Raw genomic sequence first — 17872 nt, forward strand, 5'->3', positions numbered from 1 at the left:
TTAAGGTGAATCCGGGGCAGCCGCCACGTTTTTGCCACATTCCATGCCTAATAAGTTCCTAACAGCGGTGGGGGCCGATGTTGGACGAAAGAATGCTGCCATGGTTGAGACGCACGACCACTTTATCCAACGCCTGAACGCGCACGGCAACAAGCGCGCGAAAATTGCCAAGGGCTATCGCACGCGCATCGACAGCAATGGCCTGTTGGTGGCCGAGCCCAGGCGTTCCCACTTTCTTCCCAGCGCCGGCGTGCTGAAGCTCGTGATGGTGATGCTGATCGGGTTCCTGTCCTTCAAGTCGCTGGTGCTGGCCGCCTATGGTCCGGTGACCTACAACGAACGGCTGGCCAAGCTGGAAAACGGCACCATGATCGAAAAGATCGGCGCCAAGGCCCTCAAGATCGACCCGGTGACCGAAGCTGTCGCAAACTCCGTCGGCCCGGTGATGCGCTGAGTTCGGGCGGCAGGAGGGCCGCCCGGAACCACGCGACCGGCAAGCAAAAAGCCGCGCTCCAGTTGATCAGGGCGCGGCTTTCTGTTGGCTACCTGTTTCAGGCAGTACGTCCGCGGGTCATTTCTGTCCCGCCGGACCGTCTTCCGGCTTAGCGGAAGAACTCAGTGTTGGCGACCATGTCGATGTCGCCGCGCACGAGGCCGATATCCTCAAGCTCGCGATCGGAAAGCGCGGAAAGCGCCTTGCGGGTCACGCGTGCGTCGTTCCATGCCACGACAGTGGCCAGGGCGCGGGAGAAAAAGCCGGAGACGGCGGTCGCGGAGCCGTATGCGGTGCGGGTGGTGTCAAAAGCTGCCATTTGGACCGTCCTTCAATCAAAGGGTTAAGCCGGTTGTCCCGGCGTTCTGAGGCGCAGATAGGCGCTCTGCTGCATTGCGGCAAGGGATGCAAATGCATGTGTGATCTGCAATTTTTGCATAGCTCGATTTCTGGCTAAACTATGGTAAATATTGGGATAATTTTGTCTTCCGCGGTGTCGTATTCGGACGGGCGTGCGGCGGAAATGACCTATGTGTTCAACCTGCGACAAGCGCGATGTCGCAAACGGGCATGGGACGGAAAGGCTTGGCGGATGTTCGCGTTTCGTGCTAGTGCATCAAAAAAGCAACAATTTGAGACAGGGCAGGCGGATATGCGGATCATCGGCATCGATCCGGGGCTGAGAAACCTCGGCTGGGGGGTGATCGACGTCACCGGCAACCGGCTGTTTCACGTAGCCAACGGCATTTGCCACGGGGTTGGCGAGGTTCTGGCAGAGCGGCTTCTCTCCCTGCACCAGCAACTTTCTGAGGTGGTCGCGACCCATGCGCCCGCCGCAGCGGCGGTTGAGCAGACTTTCGTCAACAAGGACGGCGCGGGTACGCTGAAGCTTGGTCAGGCGCGGGGGATTGCCCTTCTGGTGCCTGCGCAGGCGGGCATTCCGGTGGGGGAATACGCCCCCAACACCATCAAGAAAACCGTCGTGGGCGTGGGCCACGCGGACAAGGCGCAAGTGGCGCATATGGTCCGGATGCAGATGCCGGGGATTGAATTCGCAGGCCCCGATGCCGCCGATGCGCTGGCCATCGCGATCTGCCATGCCCATCACGGTCAATGCAGCGCCCTGTCGCTGGCGGTGGCGAGGGCGCGGGCATGATCGGCAAGATCACCGGGCGCATCGACTATCGCGCCGCGGATCACGTTCTCATTGACGTGCGTGGCGTGGGGTATCTTGTCTATTGCTCGGAGCGCACGCTCGCAGCCTTGCCCGGCGTGGGCGAGGTGACGGCGCTCTATACCGATCTGGTGGTGCGCGAGGACCTGATGCAGCTTTTCGGCTTTCAGACCTTGGTGGAGAAGGAATGGCACCGCCTGCTGACCTCGGTGCAGGGGGTGGGGGCGAAGGCGTCGCTCGCAATCCTTGGAAAGCTGGGGCCTGATGGGGTCAGCCGCGCGATTGCCCTGGGCGACTGGAACGCGGTGAAAGCCGCGAAGGGCATCGGCCCCAAGATCGCGCAGCGCGTGGTGCTTGACCTCAAGGACAAGGCCCCGTCGGTCATGGCGATGTCAGGCACGCTGGCGCAGGCGCAGGGCAAGGCGGAGGCCGAGGTGCTGGAACCCGTGGCCGCCCCGCGCAGGCCTGCGGCACCGGCGCAATCCTCTGCTCAGGCCGAGGCGCTTTCGGCGCTTGGCAATCTGGGCTACAGCCCCGGCGATGCGGCGGGTGCGGTGGCGCAGGCGGCGGGCGAGATGGAGGGGGCATCGACCCCCGAGTTGATCAAGGCCGCGTTGAAACTCCTCGCGCCCAAGGGATAGGGTGCGCTCATCAAGCCCCTGCCGGGCTTTCTTCGCTAAGGGAACCGCGTGACTGACATCGACCCCACCGTAAGGCCCGAGCCCTTGCCCGAGGACGTGGACCGCGCGCTGCGGCCGCAGTACCTCGATGAATTCGTGGGGCAGGCCGAGGCGCGGGCGAACCTGCGGGTTTTTATCCAGTCGGCAAAACAGCGGGGCGAGGCGATGGACCATACGCTGTTTCACGGCCCCCCCGGTCTTGGCAAGACAACGCTGGCGCAGATCATGGCGCGCGAACTGGGCGTCGGTTTTCGCATGACGTCGGGGCCGGTGCTGGCCAAGGCCGGCGATCTAGCGGCGATCCTGACCAATCTCGAAGCGCGGGACGTGCTGTTCATCGACGAGATTCACCGGCTGAACCCGGCGGTGGAGGAGGTGCTGTACCCGGCACTTGAGGATTTCGAACTGGACCTCGTGATCGGTGAAGGCCCCGCCGCGCGCACCGTGCGGATTGAATTGCAGCCTTTCACACTGGTTGGCGCGACAACGCGCATGGGCCTGCTGACGACGCCCCTGCGCGACCGCTTCGGCATTCCCACGCGGCTGCAATTCTATTCCGAGGACGAACTTTTCATCATCGTCGACCGCAACGCCCGCAAGCTGGGGGCACCGGCGGACGAAGGTGGCGCGCGCGAGATCGCCAAGCGGGCGCGCGGCACGCCGCGCATTGCGGGCCGACTGTTGCGACGGGTCGTGGATTTCGCGCTGGTCGAGGGCGACGGGCGCGTGACGCGCGAGCTGGCCGATATGGCGCTGACGCGGCTGGGGGTGGATCATCTTGGGCTAGACGGGGCGGACCGGCGGTATCTGACGTTGATCGCGGAGAATTACGCTGGCGGGCCCGTGGGGATCGAGACGCTGTCGGCGGCCTTGTCCGAGAGTCGCGATGCGCTGGAAGAAGTGATTGAGCCGTTCCTGTTGCAGCAGGGACTCATTCAGCGCACGCCGCGCGGGCGGATGCTGGCACCGAAAGCCTGGGCGCATCTGGGGATGGAGGCACCCAGGGGCCAGAGCGATCTGTTTGGTTGAGAGGTCGGGTTTGAGTTGTATTGGAAAGATGAAGCGGGTGGGGCGCGCGTTACGGCGGCGGTTGTCCGTGGGAGAGATGTTGTGAAGCCGGAGGAGATCGAGGCGCTTTTCACGCGCTCGGATGACAGTTTCGTCTTTGCCCGCTGGGGCCGGCCGATCTGCCCGGTGGTCTTTGGCGTGGACGACGCCACGCTTGAGGTGGTCAAGGGGGCGATCGAGGCGGTCTGCCAGCTGGCCGGTCACGACATGGGCGAGATGGACGCCGAGCTGGGGTCGAACCTGATGATGTTCTTCTTTCGCGACTGGAAGGAATTGCTGGACGTCCCCGGAATGGACCGGCTGGTCCCCGACCTTGCGCCGTTGGTCGAGCGGCTGGAGGCGGCGGAGGCGAACCAGTACCGGTTCTTCCGCTTTGACAAGACGGGTGCGATCAAGGCCTGCTTTGTCTTCCTGCGGATGGACGAGCACCTCGGCGACGTGCCCGCGCAGACGCTTGCCCTCAGCCAGATCGTCCAGTCGATCCTGCTGTGGTCGGATAATGCTTTTCAGGACCGTTCGCCTCTGATGGTTGCTAATGAGACCACCATCTTGCGCCCGGACATCGCGGGATTGATCCGCGCGGCCTATGATCCGGTGTTGCCGCATGCGGCGCAGGACGCCTCGCACGCGCTGCGCCTTTCCGCCCGCATCGAGGTCACGCAATGAGCCATACGTTCCCCGTCCGCATCTTCTACGAAGACACCGATATGGCGGGCATCGTCTATTATGCAAATTATCTCAAGTATATAGAACGCGCCCGATCTGACATCGTGGAAGAGATGGGCGTCGATCAGCGCGCCATGCGGGACGAGGATATCGTCTTTGTGATCACCCGTGTGGAGGCGGATTACCTTGGCACCGCGCGGTTTGGCGACCGGCTGGAGGTGCGCACGACGCATCACGCGCAAGGGGCAGTGCGCTGGGTCTTCGATCAGGAGGTGTTACGGGGTGATGATCTTATCTTCCGCGCGAAGGTGATCGCGGTCTGCATGACCACGGCGGGAAAACCCACCCGCCTGCCAGCGAAACTCCGCTCACAACTGGTCGATCCGAAGGGCTGAATGCAATCCTCTGGTGTTCGCGGCGGCGTTTGGATAAATTCCGCTCCAAAGTGCCCACAAACAAGGGCCAGAGGCAGAACATAGAGCGGGTATATGGAAGCAGAGACGCTGGCATTGGCCGGGGAGATTGATTTCTCCGTTTGGGGACTGTTCATGCGCGCGACGCTGACGGTCAAACTGGTGATGATCATGCTGATCATTGCCTCCTTCTGGTCCTGGTCGATCATCATTCAAAAGCTGATCTCCTACCGTGCCGCGCGGGCCGAGGCGGAGCGCTTTGACCGGGCTTTCTGGTCCGGCGAGCCGCTGGACGGACTCTTTGACGAGATCGGAGCGGAGCCGGATGGACCGTCCGAGAAGGTCTTTGCCGCAGGCATGAGCGAATGGCGGCGCTCGCACCGGGACGATGGGGGCCTTATCCCCGGGGCCACGGCGCGCATCGACCGGTCGATGGATGTGGCCATCGCCAAGGAGGCCGAGCGGCTGCAGAAGGGGCTGACCGTGCTGGCGACGGTCGGTTCCTCGGCGCCCTTCATCGGCCTTTTCGGGACGGTGATCGGGATCATGAACGCCTTCATCGAGATCGCCGAGCAGCAGAATACCAACTTGGCGGTTGTGGCCCCCGGCATCGCCGAGGCGCTTCTGGCCACGGGCCTCGGCCTTTTGGCCGCGATTCCGGCGGTGATCTTCTACAACAAGCTGAGCGCGGACAGCGAGCGGCTGATCGGCACGCATGAGGCTTTTGCCGACGAATTCGCCACCATCCTCAGCCGTCAGTTGGACAGCTAGGCCATGGGCGCGGGCGTCATCAAGAAAAAAGGCAGCGGCGGGCGCGGGCGCAAGCGGTCACGGGTTCAGCCAATGTCTGAAATCAACGTCACGCCTTTCGTCGACGTGATGCTTGTGCTGCTGATCATCTTCATGGTCGCGGCACCGCTGCTGACAGTGGGTGTTCCGGTGGAACTGCCCAAGAGTGCGGCCGGTGCCCTGCCGACAGAGCAGGAAGAGCCGCTCACCATCACTGTCACCGCCAGCGGCGACGTGCAGATCCAGACAACGCCGGTGGACCGGACCCAGCTTGTCACGCGCCTGCGGGCCATCGCAGCCGAAAGAGCGAGCGACCGCGTGTTCCTGCGAGCCGACGGTGCGGTGCCCTACGCTTCGGTCATGGAAGTTATGGGCGCTTTGAACGCGGGCGGTTTCAGCGATATCGGTCTGGTGACGGACATCGGCGGCCCGGCTCTCGATGGCAGCGCGTCGAGCGGGAACTGATCGGTGCATACCGGGCATGTCATTTCGGGTCTTGGTCATCTGGTCCTGATCCTCTGGATGCTGATTGGCGGATGGCTGCGCCCTGCGCACGAGCCTTTCGAGCTGACCCAGGTGTCGGTGATTAGCGGCGCGGAATTCGAAGCGATGCTGGCGGCCCAGAGACCGCCACAGAGTGCCACCGAAGTGGCCCAGCCCGCTGCGCCCTCCGTCCCTGTGGAAACGCCCGAAGTTGCCTCGAACCCGGATACCGCGATCGAGCTGCCTGCGCCGGTACAGACCGAGACACCGTCCGAAGACAGCCCGCCCGAGGTGACCGAGCTGGAACTGCGGCCGGAGACCCAGGTGGAAGATACGCCACCTGACCTGCAGGAGCCCGTGAGCGACGTCGCCGTTCTCGTGCCAGAGATTGCCCCAGAAGCGGCCCCCCGTCCCGTCGAACGCGTGGCTCCGCAGCCGGTCGCCCAGCCGCAGCCCGAAGCAACGCCCGATCCGGTCGAACAACAGGCGGTGACCCCGGATGCCGAGGGCGAAGCACCCCGGCAGGAACAGCAGGAAGCGACAGCGCCCGAGGAAGCGACAACCGAGATCGTAACCGAGGCCACAAGCGCGCCCGCGCGATCGGCCCGTCCTCCCGGAAGCAGGCCCTCCGCCCCGCCGCAGCAAACCGCTGAGGCGCCAAGGCCGGAACCTGCAGCGCCGCAGACCCCGGCACAGGAGGCGCCCGCACCGGTCAACAACGACGACGTGCTGGCCGCCCTTCAGGCCGCCGAACAGGCCGTGTCGACGCCGACGCCCACTGGCCCGCCGCTCACTGCGGGTGAGCGCGAGGCGTTGCGCGTGGCAGTGGCGCAATGCTGGAATATCGGGTCGCTATCCTCCGAGGCGCTGGCGACGACGGTCGTGATCGGGGTTCAGATGAACCAGAACGGCACACCTGTGATCGATACCATACGCATGCTCAGCTTCAGCGGCGGCTCTGACGCCGCGGCGCGCCGGGTCTTCGATTCCGCCCGCCGCGCCATCATCCGCTGCGGGTCGGGCGGGTTCGACCTTCCGGCGGAAAAATATGGCCAGTGGCAGACAATCGAGATGACCTTTGACCCCAGAAAGATGGGATATTGATGGTGCACGGATCACAAATCGGCGATTTTGCGCGGAAAAAGCCGCCGATCCCGGTCGAGGGGGCGCGACAGGCTGTTATTCCCCTGAAATTCCCTTTCAAATGGCGCGAAATAGACATGCCGCGCGCACGCCAGAGGACGTACACCCCATGAAACATCTGGTATTGAGCATTTGCCTCGGGGTTGCCGCTCTTTTGGGCAAACCCGCGCAGGCGCAGGAACCGCTGCGCATCATCATCGACGAGGCGATCATCGAACCGCTGCCCATCGCGGTGCCGACCTTCCAGGCAGAGACGGCGGAAGCCGGACAGATGGCGGGCGATCTGGCCCGCGTGGTGGCGGGCGATCTGACGGGTACCGGTCTGTTCCGGGAAATTCCCGCCTCCGCCTTCATCTCGACCGTGAGCGATTTCAACGCGCCGGTACAATTCGCCGACTGGAAGGCCATCAACGCGCAGGCGCTGGTGACGGGCGCGGTCAACGTGCAGGGCAATGCGCTGAATGTGAAGTTCCGGCTCTATGACGTCTTCTCAGGCGCCGAGCTTGGCAATGGGTTGCAGTTCTCCGGCACCGTCGATGGTTGGCGGCGCATCGCGCACAAGGTGGCCGATGCGGTCTATACCAGGATCACCGGGGAGGGCCCCTATTTCGACAGCCGCGTCGTCTTCGTCTCCGAGACCGGCCCCAAGGACGACCGCAAGAAGCGCCTCGCGATCATGGATTACGACGGGGCGAATGTGCAGTACCTGACGGATTCGGGCACCATCGTGCTGGCGCCGCGCTTCTCACCCACCGGTGACCGTGTCCTCTACACAAGCTACGAAAGCGGATTTCCCCGCATCTACGTGCTCGACATCGGCTCTGTCACCCGGCGGGTACTGGAAAGCGCCGAAGGCACCATGAGCTTTGCCCCGCGTTTCTCCCCCTCTGGGCAGACTGTGGTCTATTCGCTTACCCAGGGCGGTAACACGGATATCTACACGATGGACATCAATACCGGACAGTCGACGCGTCTGACCAACACGCCCGCCATCGAAACCGCGCCGAGCTATTCCCCGGATGGCAGCCGGATCGTCTTCGAAAGTGACCGCTCGGGCACGCAGCAGCTTTACATCATGCCCGCGAACGGGGGCGAGGCGCAGCGCATCTCCTTCGGCGAGGGGCGTTATGGCACGCCGGTCTGGTCGCCGCGCGGCGATCTGGTGGCCTTTACCAAGCAGAACAAGGGGCGTTTCCACATCGGTGTGATGCGGCTCGACGGCTCGCAGGAGCGGCTGCTGACTGCTTCCTTCCTCGACGAGGGGCCCACCTGGGCCCCCAACGGGCGGGTTATCATGTTCTCGCGCGAAACGCAGGGGGCGACGGGGTCTTCGACGCTTTACTCCGTCGATATCTCCGGGCGGAACCTGCGCCCGGTCAATACGCCGTCTGGCGGATCGGACCCGTCATGGTCACCCTTGCAGAATTGATCGGCGCCATCACGGCGGCAATTCCAATCGTCGTCAGGAAATGTTAACAATTTCGAAAACTGACAATAATCATTGACACAAACAACAGAGGCAGACCGGACATGAATAAAGTCGTGACAATGGTGACACTGGTGGCGGGGCTTGCGCTTTCTGCCTGTACGAACCCCAACCGTTTCGGCGCGGATGGGGCAGGCGGCACATTGGGCAATTCGGGCGCGGGCGCCATCGTGCCAGGCAGTGCGAACGACCCGACTTCGGCGGCATTCTTCCAGCAGTCCGTGGGTGACCGGGTGCTCTTTGCCGTGGACCAGTCCACCTTGACCACGGAGGCGCGCCAGACGCTCGATGCGCAAGCGACCTGGCTATTGACCAACGCCGACTACCAGGCGGTGATCGAGGGTCACGCAGACGAGCAGGGGACCCGGGAATACAACCTTGCCCTCGGCGCGCGCCGGGCAAATGCGGCGCAGGAATACCTGATTTCGCGGGGGGTGCCCGCATCCCGTCTGCGTGTGATAAGCTATGGCAAGGAACGTCCGATCGAGATCTGTTCGAACGAAGCCTGCTATGCAAAGAACCGCCGCGCGGTCACCGTGCTGGCCGGCGGGCTGACAAGCTGATGCCGAAACGCGAGGGACATTGCTCTTGAAACGGTTGCATATCTTCCTGACGCTTGCAGTGGGGCTGATGTTCAGCCCCATTTCCCTTTACGCGCAGGACGATCAGACACTTGCGGATATCAGGCAGGAGCTGACGATCCTCTTTACCGAGGTGCGCAAGCTTCAGCGCGAGTTGTCGACCACGGGCGGTGCGGGCGTGAATGTCGCGGGAAGCACGGTTCTGGATCGCGTGAGCGCAATGGAAAGCGAACTCCAGCGCTTGACCTCCAAGACCGAGGAGCTTGAGAACCGCATCAACCGGATCGTGGCGGATGGCACGGCGCGCATCGGGGACCTTGAGTTTCGCCTTGTGGAACTTGAGGGCGGCGATGTCTCGACCCTCGGAGAGATGACGACGCTGGGCGGAGCGGATCAGACTTCGGTACCGGCGCCGCTCACCTCTCCCGCCACACCGACCGACCAGGCTTCTCTGGCCGTAGGTGAAGAGGCGGATTTCCAGCGGGCGCAGGAGGCGCTCGCTGCAGGTGACTTTCGCGCCGCCGCGGACCTCTTTGCGACCTTCAATCAGACCTACCCGGGCGGACCGCTAGGGCCCGAGGCCGATCTGCGCAGGGGCGAGGCGCTGGACAAGCTGGGCGACACCCGCGAGGCCGCCCGCGCTTACCTGGCAAGCTTCAGCGCGTCACCCGAAGGACCCATTGCCCCTCAGGCGCTGTTTGAGTTGGGCCGGTCGCTGGGCGCACTGGGACAGACGCAGGAGGCCTGCGTTACCCTTGGTGAAGTGGGCATCCGCTTTGCCGAAAGCCCCTACGTGGCGCGTGCCGAGGAGCAACGCCGCAGCATCGGGTGTTCCTGAGAATATGTCGGAGCGTCTCCCCAAATATCTGCAGGAGGCGTTCCTACCGCATCCCCCCCGTGTGATGGGCATTGCGGTGTCGGGGGGGAGCGACTCCATGGCCCTCCTGCACCTGATGCGAGAGTTCTGCGAGATCCACAAGATCGAGCTTCACGCGGTCACCGTGGACCACCGGCTCCGGCCCGAGGCGGCGACCGAGGCCGACAAGGTGGCGCGCCACTGCACCGAGATCGGCGTGCCCCATGATACGCTTGTCTGGGAGGACTGGAGCGGGCAGGGAAATCTTCAGCAGGCCGCACGAAACGCGCGGTATGCCAAGATCGCCGATTGGGCGCAACAATACGGCATCCATACCGTCGCCGTGGCCCATACCGCGGATGACCAGGCAGAAACAGTGCTGATGCGGCTGCAACGTCGCTCCGGGGTGGATGGGCTTTCGGCCATGCAGGCGCGGACCGTGCGCGAAGGGATCACCTGGGTAAGGCCGCTTCTCAAGACCCGCCGCGAAACCCTTCGTGCCTATCTGAGGAATAACCACGTCCCATGGATCGACGATCCCAGCAACGACGATGACCGTTTCGACCGGATCAAGGCACGCAAGGCGCTCAGGCTGCTCTCCGACCTGGGCATCGATGCCAACGTGCTGAGCGAGGTTGCCGATCACCTGTCGCAGGCGCGCCGGGCACTTGACTGGCAGACCTTTCTGGCCGCCAAGCAGATCGTTGAGATCGAGGCCGGCGCCATCGTGATTGACGAGACAGGCCTCCGGTTGCAACCGGACGAAATTCAGCGCCGCCTGATCGTCCGGGCCATCGGCTGGCTCAGCGGCGCTCAACCACGGCCACGACGCGCCGCCGTGGCCACGGTGATGGCGGCCCTCAAAAGGGGGCAGGCCGGCACGCTCAGCGGCTGCCATATCCGGCGGATCGCTGCCCGTATCTGGATTTTCCGAGAATACCACGCGGTTCGAGATCTGTGCACACGCTCCGATGCGCTTTGGGACGATAGATGGTGGATGTACCCCTCTTATCCCGCCGAACATGACGACAGCCTTTGTATTCGGGCGCTCGGGCCACAGGGGCTCGAGCAATGCCCCGATTGGCGGGCGTCAGGCAGGCCACATGTGGTCCTGCAATCCGTCCCGGGCGTCTGGCAGGGCGACAAGCTGATCTCGGCACCTCTGGCGGGCTTTGCGGAAAACTGGGCGGCAGAGCTTGAGGGCGGACCCGATGCCTTTTTTGCCGCACTACTATCGCATTGAACCTGCGCTCATGATCTCTATCTTATAGTCAAAGGCACGGGATGGATGTGCCATTGGCCCCGCCGCGAGGTTCAGGCCGAAGAAATTAGGAGAATTCCCTTGGGAAACGTACGCAATCTTGCTTTCTGGGTCGTGCTGATGTTGCTGGTGTTGGCGTTGTTTAACCTTTTCAGCGGCTCGGGCGGCAACCTGCAGAGCAATGAAATCACCTATTCCGAATTCGTGAGCGCCGTGGAAAGCGGTCAGGTCCGCAACGTGACGCTTGACGGGGAACAGGTGCGCTTTCGCAAGACCGACGGCAGTGATTTTGTCGCGATCAAGCCGGAAGACGCTGAAATCACGTCCCTTCTGCTCGACAATAACGTGCCGATACAGGCGCGTCCGCAGCAGCAATCGGGGTTCCAGACGTTCCTGATGTCGCTGTTGCCCATCGTGCTGCTGATCGGTGTGTGGATCTACTTCATGAACCGCATGCAGGGCGGCGGCAAAGGCGGTGCCATGGGCTTTGGCAAGTCCAAGGCCAAGATGCTGACTGAAAAGCATGGCCGCGTGACCTTTGACGACGTGGCGGGCATTGACGAGGCCAAGGAAGAGCTGGAAGAGATCGTGGAATTCCTGCGCAACCCGCAGAAATTCTCGCGTCTCGGTGGCAAGATCCCAAAAGGTGCGCTGCTTGAGGGGCCTCCGGGTACCGGTAAAACGCTTCTGGCCCGTGCCATCGCGGGTGAGGCGGGCGTGCCGTTCTTCACCATTTCAGGTTCCGACTTTGTCGAGATGTTCGTGGGTGTCGGTGCATCCCGTGTGCGCGACATGTTCGAGCAGGCGAAAAAGAATGCGCCTTGCATCGTCTTCATTGACGAGATTGACGCCGTGGGTCGCCATCGTGGCGCAGGCTACGGCGGTGGTAACGACGAACGCGAGCAGACGCTGAACCAGCTTCTGGTCGAGATGGATGGTTTCGAGGCCAACGAAGGCGTGATCATCATCGCCGCGACCAACCGTAAGGATGTTCTGGACCCCGCTCTCTTGCGTCCGGGCCGATTTGACCGGCAGGTTACGGTGGGCAACCCCGACATCAAGGGCCGGGAAAAAATCCTTGGCGTGCACGCCCGCAAGACCCCGCTGGGGCCGGATGTGGACCTGCGCATCATCGCGCGCGGCACGCCGGGTTTCTCGGGTGCGGACCTTGCGAACCTCGTGAACGAGGCGGCACTGGGTGCTGCGCGTCTGGGGCGGCGCTTCGTGATGATGGTCGATTTCGAGAACGCCAAGGACAAGATCATGATGGGCTCCGAACGGCGCTCAATGGTCATGACGGCGGCGCAGAAGGAAATGACGGCCTATCACGAGGCCGGTCACGCGCTGGTCGGCATGACGCTGCCCAAGTGCGACCCGGTCTACAAGGCCACGATCATCCCGCGCGGCGGTGCGCTCGGCATGGTGATGAGCCTGCCCGAAATGGACCGGCTGAACATGTTCAAGGACGAGTGCAAGCAGCGCCTGGCCATGACCATGGCAGGGAAGGCCGCCGAGATTCACAAGTACGGCGAGGAAAGCGTGTCGAACGGTCCCGCCGGTGACATCCAGCAGGCCTCGGCGCTGGCGCGGGCGATGGTGCTGCAGTGGGGCATGTCGGACAAGGTCGGCAACATCGACTATTCCGAAGCCATTCAGGGCTATTCCGGCAACACGCCTGGCTTCTCGGTCTCGGCCAGCACGAAGGAGTTGGTGGAGAAAGAGGTGCAGCGGTTCATCCAGGACGGCTATGACTGGGCGCTCAAGATCATCAAGGAGCGCGAGGGCGAGTTCGAGCGCCTCGCGCAGGGGCTTCTGGAGTACGAAACGCTTACGGGTGCCGAGATCAAGCGCGTGATGGATGGTCTGCCGCCGATCCCGGAAAAGGGCGAGGACGACGACGACACGGGCGACAAGCCCAGCCTGACGGCCATTCCCAAGGCCAAGGGTAAGGGCAAGAAGTCCACGCCGCCCTCGGATGGCGGGATGGAGCCGGAGCCTTCGGTCTGATCGCGGACGGTTTCGACATCCTCACAAAATGTTATGAGGCCCTGCTTTGGCAGGGCCTTTTCATTTGGCTGGTCGCGTTTCAATGTCTGTCGGCAACCGCAGGAGGCACAGATGGCAGAGTTGAGACCGACCGATCACATCGCCGAAATAACCTGGCTCGGCATGGTGCCGCAGGACCGGCCGAATATCCGGTCGCAGTCGGTTGAAAGCGCTCGGGCGACCTATGCGGGATTCGAGGGCGATTTCCACGCCGGACTGACCCGCAAGTCCTGCGTACGGGTGAAACAGCAGCACCCCATCGGCACCGAAATCCGCAATACGCGCCAGCTGAGCATTCTGTCGGCGGAAGAGATGGACGAAATCGCGCAGGCCATCGGGCTGGAGACGCTTGACCCGCGGCTGCTTGGCGTCTCGCTTGTGATCCGGGGTATCCCCGATTTCACCCATGTCCCGCCGGGATCGCGGTTGCAGGCGGAAAATGGCACGACATTGGTCGTAGACGTAGAGAACGGTCCCTGCAACTTGCCCGCGCGCGAGATCGAATGCGATGCGCCGGGGCATGGGCAGGGGTTCAAGGCAGCCGCGCGGGGCAGGCAGGGTGTGACCGGCTGGGTCGAGCGGGAGGGGCTTTTGGCCCTTGGCGACACCCTGCGGCTGCATGTCCCGGATCAGCGGCCCTGTGCGCACCAATAAGGCGCATCGTTTCCGAAACGAAACGGATGTGCGACCGCTCGCCGCATCGGGCGGTGGAAATGTCGGAAATGCAACCTGTCTCCCCGTCCCCCTGACGATATGAGGGGGCAACACCAAGCCGATCTGCAACAGGGGATTCTCCATGGCTTACAAATCCGACATCGAAATTGCACGCGAGGCGAAAAAGCGTCCCATCCAGGAGATCGGCGAAAAGCTGGGCATCTCGGCGGACGACCTGCTGCCCTATGGCCATGACAAGGCGAAGGTTTCGCAAAGCTTCATCAACTCGGTGCAGGACCGCCCCGACGGCAAGCTGATCCTTGTCACCGCGATCAACCCGACGCCCGCGGGCGAGGGCAAGACCACGACTACCGTGGGTCTGGGCGATGGCCTGAACCGGATCGGCAAGAAGGCGGCGGTCTGTATCCGCGAGGCATCGCTGGGGCCGAACTTCGGGATGAAGGGCGGGGCTGCCGGGGGCGGCTATGCGCAGATCGTGCCGATGGAAGAGATGAACTTGCATTTCACCGGCGATTTCCACGCAATCACCTCGGCGCATTCCCTGCTGTCGGCGATGATCGACAACCACATCTACTGGGGCAACGAGCTTGAGATCGACACCCGCCGCGTTGTCTGGCGTCGTGTCGTCGACATGAACGACCGGGCGCTGCGGCAGATCACCTGTTCCCTGGGTGGCGTCGCCAACGGCTTCCCGCGCGAGGCCGGGTTTGACATCACCGTGGCCTCGGAGGTCATGGCGATCCTATGCCTGGCGAAGGACCTTGCGGACCTGCAAAAGCGTCTGGGCGATATGATCGTGGCCTACCGCCGGGACAAGACCCCGGTCTTCTGCCGCGACATCAAGGCCGATGGCGCGATGACGGTGCTTCTGAAGGACGCGATGCAGCCGAACCTGGTGCAGACGCTGGAGAACAATCCGGCCTTCGTGCATGGCGGTCCCTTCGCCAACATCGCCCACGGCTGCAACTCGGTCATCGCGACGACGACCGCGCTGAAGCTGGCGGATTACGTCGTGACGGAGGCCGGTTTCGGGGCCGACCTTGGGGCCGAGAAGTTCATGAACATCAAGTGTCGCAAGGCGGGGCTGGCACCTTCGGCGGTCGTCGTCGTGGCGACGGTGCGGGCGATGAAAATGAACGGCGGCGTGGCCAAGGCGGACCTTGGGAAAGAGAACGTCGAGGCGGTGAAATCGGGCTGCGCCAACCTGGGGCGGCACATCGAGAACGTCAAATCCTTCGGCGTGCCGGTGGTCGTGGCGATCAACCACTTCGTCACCGACACGGATGCCGAGGTGCAGGCGGTCAAGGACTTCGTCGCGGCACAAGGGTCCGAAGCGGTGCTGTCGCGGCATTGGGAACTGGGGTCCGAAGGCTCCGCCGACCTAGCTTCGAAGGTGGTCGAGGTGATCGAGCGGGGCGAGGCGAAGTTCGCGCCGATATATCCGGATGACATTTCCCTTGCCGACAAGATCAACACCATCGCGACGCGCATCTACCGGGCCGAAAGCGCGGTGATGGACGGGAAGATCCGCGCGCAGCTGAAGGATTGGGAAGATCAGGGCTATGGCAACCTGCCAGTCTGCATGGCCAAGACGCAGTACAGCTTTACCACCGATCCCGAGCGGCGCGGCGCGCCCACCGGCTTCGATATCCCGGTGCGCGAGGTGCGCCTGAGTGCGGGTGCGGGCTTCGTGGTGGCGATCTGCGGTGAGATCATGACCATGCCGGGCCTGCCGCGCGTGCCCTCGGCGGAGACGATCCGCCTGAATGCGCAAGGCCAGGTCGAAGGGCTGTTCTAAGGGCTGGGGTGCGCAGGGAATGCGCACCTTACGGGGGACGGCATCCCGCCGGTGAGCGGCGCGCCCGGGATTTCCGGCGCGCAGGAGTTGTATTAGAAAGATGAAGCAGGGGGAGCGCCCGGAATGGCAGCGACTGTGATTGATGGGAAGGCTTTCGCCGCCAAGGTGCGCGGCCAGGTGGCGGAACATGTGACACGGCTGAAGGCGGAGCACGACATTACCCCCGGTCTGGCCGTGGTGCTGGTTGGGGAAGACCCCGCGAGCCAGGTCTATGTGCGGTCCAAGGGCAAGATGACGGTCGAGGTGGGCATGAACTCCTACGAGCACCGGCTGGAGGCGGACACCTCGGAGGCCGATCTGCTGGCACTGATCGGGAAGCTGAACAGCGATCCGGCAGTGCATGGGATCCTTGTGCAATTGCCTTTGCCCAAGCATTTGAACGAAGACCTGGTGATCAATGCCATTGATCCCGCGAAGGACGTGGACGGATTTCACATCTCGAACGTGGGTCTTTTGGGAACGGGGCAGAAGTCGATGGTGCCTTGCACGCCGCTGGGATGCCTGATGATGCTGCGCGATCACCATGGGTCGATCTCGGGGATGGATGCCGTGGTGATCGGGCGGTCGAACATCGTGGGCAAGCCGATGGCGCAGTTGCTGCTCAACGACAGTGCCACGGTGACGATTGCGCATTCCCGGACGAAGAACCTTGCCGACGTGGTCCGTCGTGCCGATATCGTCGTGGCCGCCGTGGGGCGGCCCGAGATGGTGCCGGGCGACTGGATCATGGAAGGCGCCACTGTGATTGACGTGGGCATCAACCGGATCGACGCGCCGGAGAAGGGCGAGGGCAAAACGCGGCTGGTCGGGGATTGTCACTTTGAGAGCTGTGCCGCGCGCGCGGGGGCGATCACGCCGGTACCGGGCGGTGTCGGGCCGATGACGATTGCCTGCCTGCTGGCAAACACGTTGACCGCCTGTTGCCGGGCGAACGGGCTGGCGGAGCCGGAGGGGTTGACCGCGTAAGCTGCGCGTTTTGCCCGGATTACGTCGGCACCGGAACCATCGTGCCTTGCATCACCGCGATCAGGGTGGTCTGGCCGTTTGCTTCGGCGTGGACTTCCGAGGCCACCACGCAGAGCCGTTTGCCGGGCTTGATCACGCGGCCCGTGGCGATCAGACGGTCGCCGCGTGCCGGAGCCAGAAGGTTTACCTTGATCTCGGCGGTCACCACTTCCATGTCCAGGGGCAAGGTTGTGAGCGCCGCGTAGCCTGCGGCGGAATCACCGATGGAAAAGGTGAGGCCCGCGTGGCCGAAGCCCTGTTGCTGGAGGGCTCCGGGCAGGATGGGTGAGGTGATACGGACATGGCCTTCCTCCACGTGGCTCAGTTCCGCGCCGAGAGTTTTCATCATGCTTTGCGCGGCGAAACTGTCGAATATCCTCTGGCGGGCGGCGGTGTCCATGGGCGGTCCTATCTTGGCATCGGGACCGCGACGGCGGTCTTGCCGGTGAGCACAGCACAGGCACCGGGCTGCATCAAGGGGGCGAGCGCGGGGGAGCGGCAGTCGAGACCGCCGGTGTAGGTGCCGTAGGCGGGCAGGATCAGGCGGTCGCTGTCATAGAGGAAGACGGGACGGGTGAGAGTGCGGCCACGCAGCGGGATACTGGCCTTGGGGTGGTAGTGACCGGATACCTCGCCCCGTGCGCCCGGTTCGGCGATGTGGCGGAAGGTCAGCGGGTCGAGGGACAGTTCGTTCAGATGGGTGCCGCCAAGATCCACAGGGCCGGGATCGTGATTGCCCTCGACCCAGATCCATTCCCGGCCTGCCTGCAGCCGCGCGATCCACAGCTTTTCTTCCTCGGGGAGCGCCATGGCCGCGCCGAGATCATCGAAGCTGTCGCCCAAGCAGACGACGCGGCGCGCGCGGGTAGTGTCGAGATCGGCGGCAAGCCGAGCAAGCGTGTCCCGGGTCTCGTATGGCGGAAGCTGCGTGCCGCCGCGCCGGGCGATGCGTTCGGCCTTGCCGAGGTGCAGGTCGCTGACGCAGAGAAGTGCCTGGTCGGGCCACCAGAGGGCACCGGAGGGGAGCGCTTTGAGGCTGGCTGAGGCGAGGGCGAAGTCGTGGGCGTTCATCCTTTGTTCATGTTTGAAACGGGGTGATTTGGCAAGAGGGGGTAGGTGGCGGTTCTCGTTGCGGCTGTTGGCTGGGGCTCTGCCGTCGCCCTTTGCGCTTGCGCGATGGCGCACAAAGGGCGAC

20 protein-coding genes are annotated in these 17872 nt (G+C 63.6%); 17 read left to right on the forward strand and 3 right to left on the reverse strand.

Going from position 1 to position 17872, the window contains the following annotated elements:
- Positions 1 to 100: 100 nt before the first annotated feature.
- Entirely contained in the window at positions 101 to 454 is a 354-nt protein-coding gene (locus tag AB2B41_RS06555; RefSeq protein ID WP_367876963.1) for a hypothetical protein, read from the forward strand.
- A gap of 148 nt (positions 455 to 602) precedes the next feature.
- On the opposite strand, the gene AB2B41_RS06560 is transcribed toward AB2B41_RS06555, so the two are convergent.
- Positions 603 to 812, reverse strand: a complete 210-nt coding sequence (locus tag AB2B41_RS06560) for a DUF1127 domain-containing protein (protein ID WP_367876964.1) — start codon at positions 810 to 812, stop codon at positions 603 to 605.
- 333 nt (positions 813 to 1145) lie between these two features.
- Between AB2B41_RS06560 and ruvC the strand changes: the two genes are divergently transcribed.
- The 16 genes from ruvC (at position 1146) to folD (ending at position 16638) form a co-directional block, all read left to right on the forward strand.
- On the forward strand, positions 1146 to 1649 hold the full coding sequence (gene ruvC, locus AB2B41_RS06565; protein ID WP_367876965.1) for a crossover junction endodeoxyribonuclease RuvC: 504 nt from the start codon (positions 1146 to 1148) through the stop codon (positions 1647 to 1649).
- The gene (gene ruvA / locus AB2B41_RS06570) at positions 1646 to 2308 is read left to right on the forward strand and encodes a Holliday junction branch migration protein RuvA (protein WP_367877204.1); all 663 of its coding nucleotides are present in this window, start codon (positions 1646 to 1648) and stop codon (positions 2306 to 2308) included. Before ruvC ends, ruvA begins: the two co-directional genes overlap by 4 nt.
- Before the next feature lie 48 nt (positions 2309 to 2356).
- Positions 2357 to 3376: a Holliday junction branch migration DNA helicase RuvB gene (ruvB, locus tag AB2B41_RS06575; protein WP_367876966.1), complete on the forward strand. Its 1020-nt coding sequence runs from the start codon at positions 2357 to 2359 to the stop codon at positions 3374 to 3376.
- Between the two features lie 81 nt (positions 3377 to 3457).
- Complete coding sequence (locus tag AB2B41_RS06580) at positions 3458 to 4081, forward strand: hypothetical protein (protein ID WP_367876967.1); 624 nt, start codon at positions 3458 to 3460, stop codon at positions 4079 to 4081.
- Entirely contained in the window at positions 4078 to 4476 is a 399-nt protein-coding gene (locus AB2B41_RS06585) for a YbgC/FadM family acyl-CoA thioesterase (RefSeq protein ID WP_367876968.1), read from the forward strand. The genes AB2B41_RS06580 and AB2B41_RS06585 overlap by 4 nt, the downstream gene beginning before the upstream one ends.
- A gap of 93 nt (positions 4477 to 4569) precedes the next feature.
- Entirely contained in the window at positions 4570 to 5265 is a 696-nt protein-coding gene (gene tolQ / locus AB2B41_RS06590) for a protein TolQ (protein WP_367876969.1), read from the forward strand.
- Between the two features lie 3 nt (positions 5266 to 5268).
- A complete protein-coding gene (tolR, locus tag AB2B41_RS06595) occupies positions 5269 to 5748 on the forward strand; it encodes a protein TolR (RefSeq protein ID WP_367876970.1) in 480 nt (159 codons plus the stop codon).
- Positions 5749 to 5751: 3 nt separating this feature from the next.
- On the forward strand, positions 5752 to 6870 hold the full coding sequence (locus AB2B41_RS06600) for an energy transducer TonB (protein WP_367876971.1): 1119 nt from the start codon (positions 5752 to 5754) through the stop codon (positions 6868 to 6870).
- Between the two features lie 148 nt (positions 6871 to 7018).
- Positions 7019 to 8338, forward strand: coding sequence for a Tol-Pal system beta propeller repeat protein TolB (gene tolB / locus AB2B41_RS06605; protein WP_367876972.1), 1320 nt, complete (start codon positions 7019 to 7021; stop codon positions 8336 to 8338).
- 101 nt (positions 8339 to 8439) lie between these two features.
- Positions 8440 to 8958 carry a peptidoglycan-associated lipoprotein Pal gene (pal, locus tag AB2B41_RS06610; RefSeq protein WP_367876973.1) on the forward strand — a complete coding sequence of 173 codons (519 nt, stop codon included), beginning with the start codon at positions 8440 to 8442 and terminating at the stop codon, positions 8956 to 8958.
- A 67-nt stretch (positions 8959 to 9025) separates the two neighbouring features.
- The gene (gene ybgF / locus AB2B41_RS06615) at positions 9026 to 9814 is read left to right on the forward strand and encodes a tol-pal system protein YbgF (protein ID WP_367877205.1); all 789 of its coding nucleotides are present in this window, start codon (positions 9026 to 9028) and stop codon (positions 9812 to 9814) included.
- A gap of 64 nt (positions 9815 to 9878) precedes the next feature.
- A complete protein-coding gene (tilS, locus tag AB2B41_RS06620) occupies positions 9879 to 11075 on the forward strand; it encodes a tRNA lysidine(34) synthetase TilS (protein ID WP_367876974.1) in 1197 nt (398 codons plus the stop codon).
- A gap of 99 nt (positions 11076 to 11174) precedes the next feature.
- A complete protein-coding gene (gene ftsH / locus AB2B41_RS06625; protein ID WP_367876975.1) occupies positions 11175 to 13100 on the forward strand; it encodes an ATP-dependent zinc metalloprotease FtsH in 1926 nt (641 codons plus the stop codon).
- 111 nt (positions 13101 to 13211) lie between these two features.
- Positions 13212 to 13793, forward strand: a complete 582-nt coding sequence (locus AB2B41_RS06630; protein WP_367876976.1) for an MOSC domain-containing protein — start codon at positions 13212 to 13214, stop codon at positions 13791 to 13793.
- Between the two features lie 142 nt (positions 13794 to 13935).
- Positions 13936 to 15612: a formate--tetrahydrofolate ligase gene (locus AB2B41_RS06635; protein WP_367876977.1), complete on the forward strand. Its 1677-nt coding sequence runs from the start codon at positions 13936 to 13938 to the stop codon at positions 15610 to 15612.
- A gap of 123 nt (positions 15613 to 15735) precedes the next feature.
- Positions 15736 to 16638 carry a bifunctional methylenetetrahydrofolate dehydrogenase/methenyltetrahydrofolate cyclohydrolase FolD gene (gene folD / locus AB2B41_RS06640; protein WP_367876978.1) on the forward strand — a complete coding sequence of 301 codons (903 nt, stop codon included), beginning with the start codon at positions 15736 to 15738 and terminating at the stop codon, positions 16636 to 16638.
- Positions 16639 to 16657: 19 nt separating this feature from the next.
- Here the strand turns inward: folD and AB2B41_RS06645 are convergent, their stop codons facing one another.
- A complete protein-coding gene (locus tag AB2B41_RS06645; RefSeq protein WP_367876979.1) occupies positions 16658 to 17077 on the reverse strand; it encodes a PaaI family thioesterase in 420 nt (139 codons plus the stop codon).
- 8 nt (positions 17078 to 17085) lie between these two features.
- Entirely contained in the window at positions 17086 to 17748 is a 663-nt protein-coding gene (pdeM, locus tag AB2B41_RS06650; protein ID WP_367876980.1) for a ligase-associated DNA damage response endonuclease PdeM, read from the reverse strand.
- Positions 17749 to 17872: the final 124 nt, after the last annotated feature.

The sequence above is a fragment of the Sulfitobacter sediminis genome (genome assembly GCF_040811725.1).
In the GTDB taxonomy this organism is placed as follows: domain Bacteria; phylum Pseudomonadota; class Alphaproteobacteria; order Rhodobacterales; family Rhodobacteraceae; genus Sulfitobacter; species Sulfitobacter sediminis.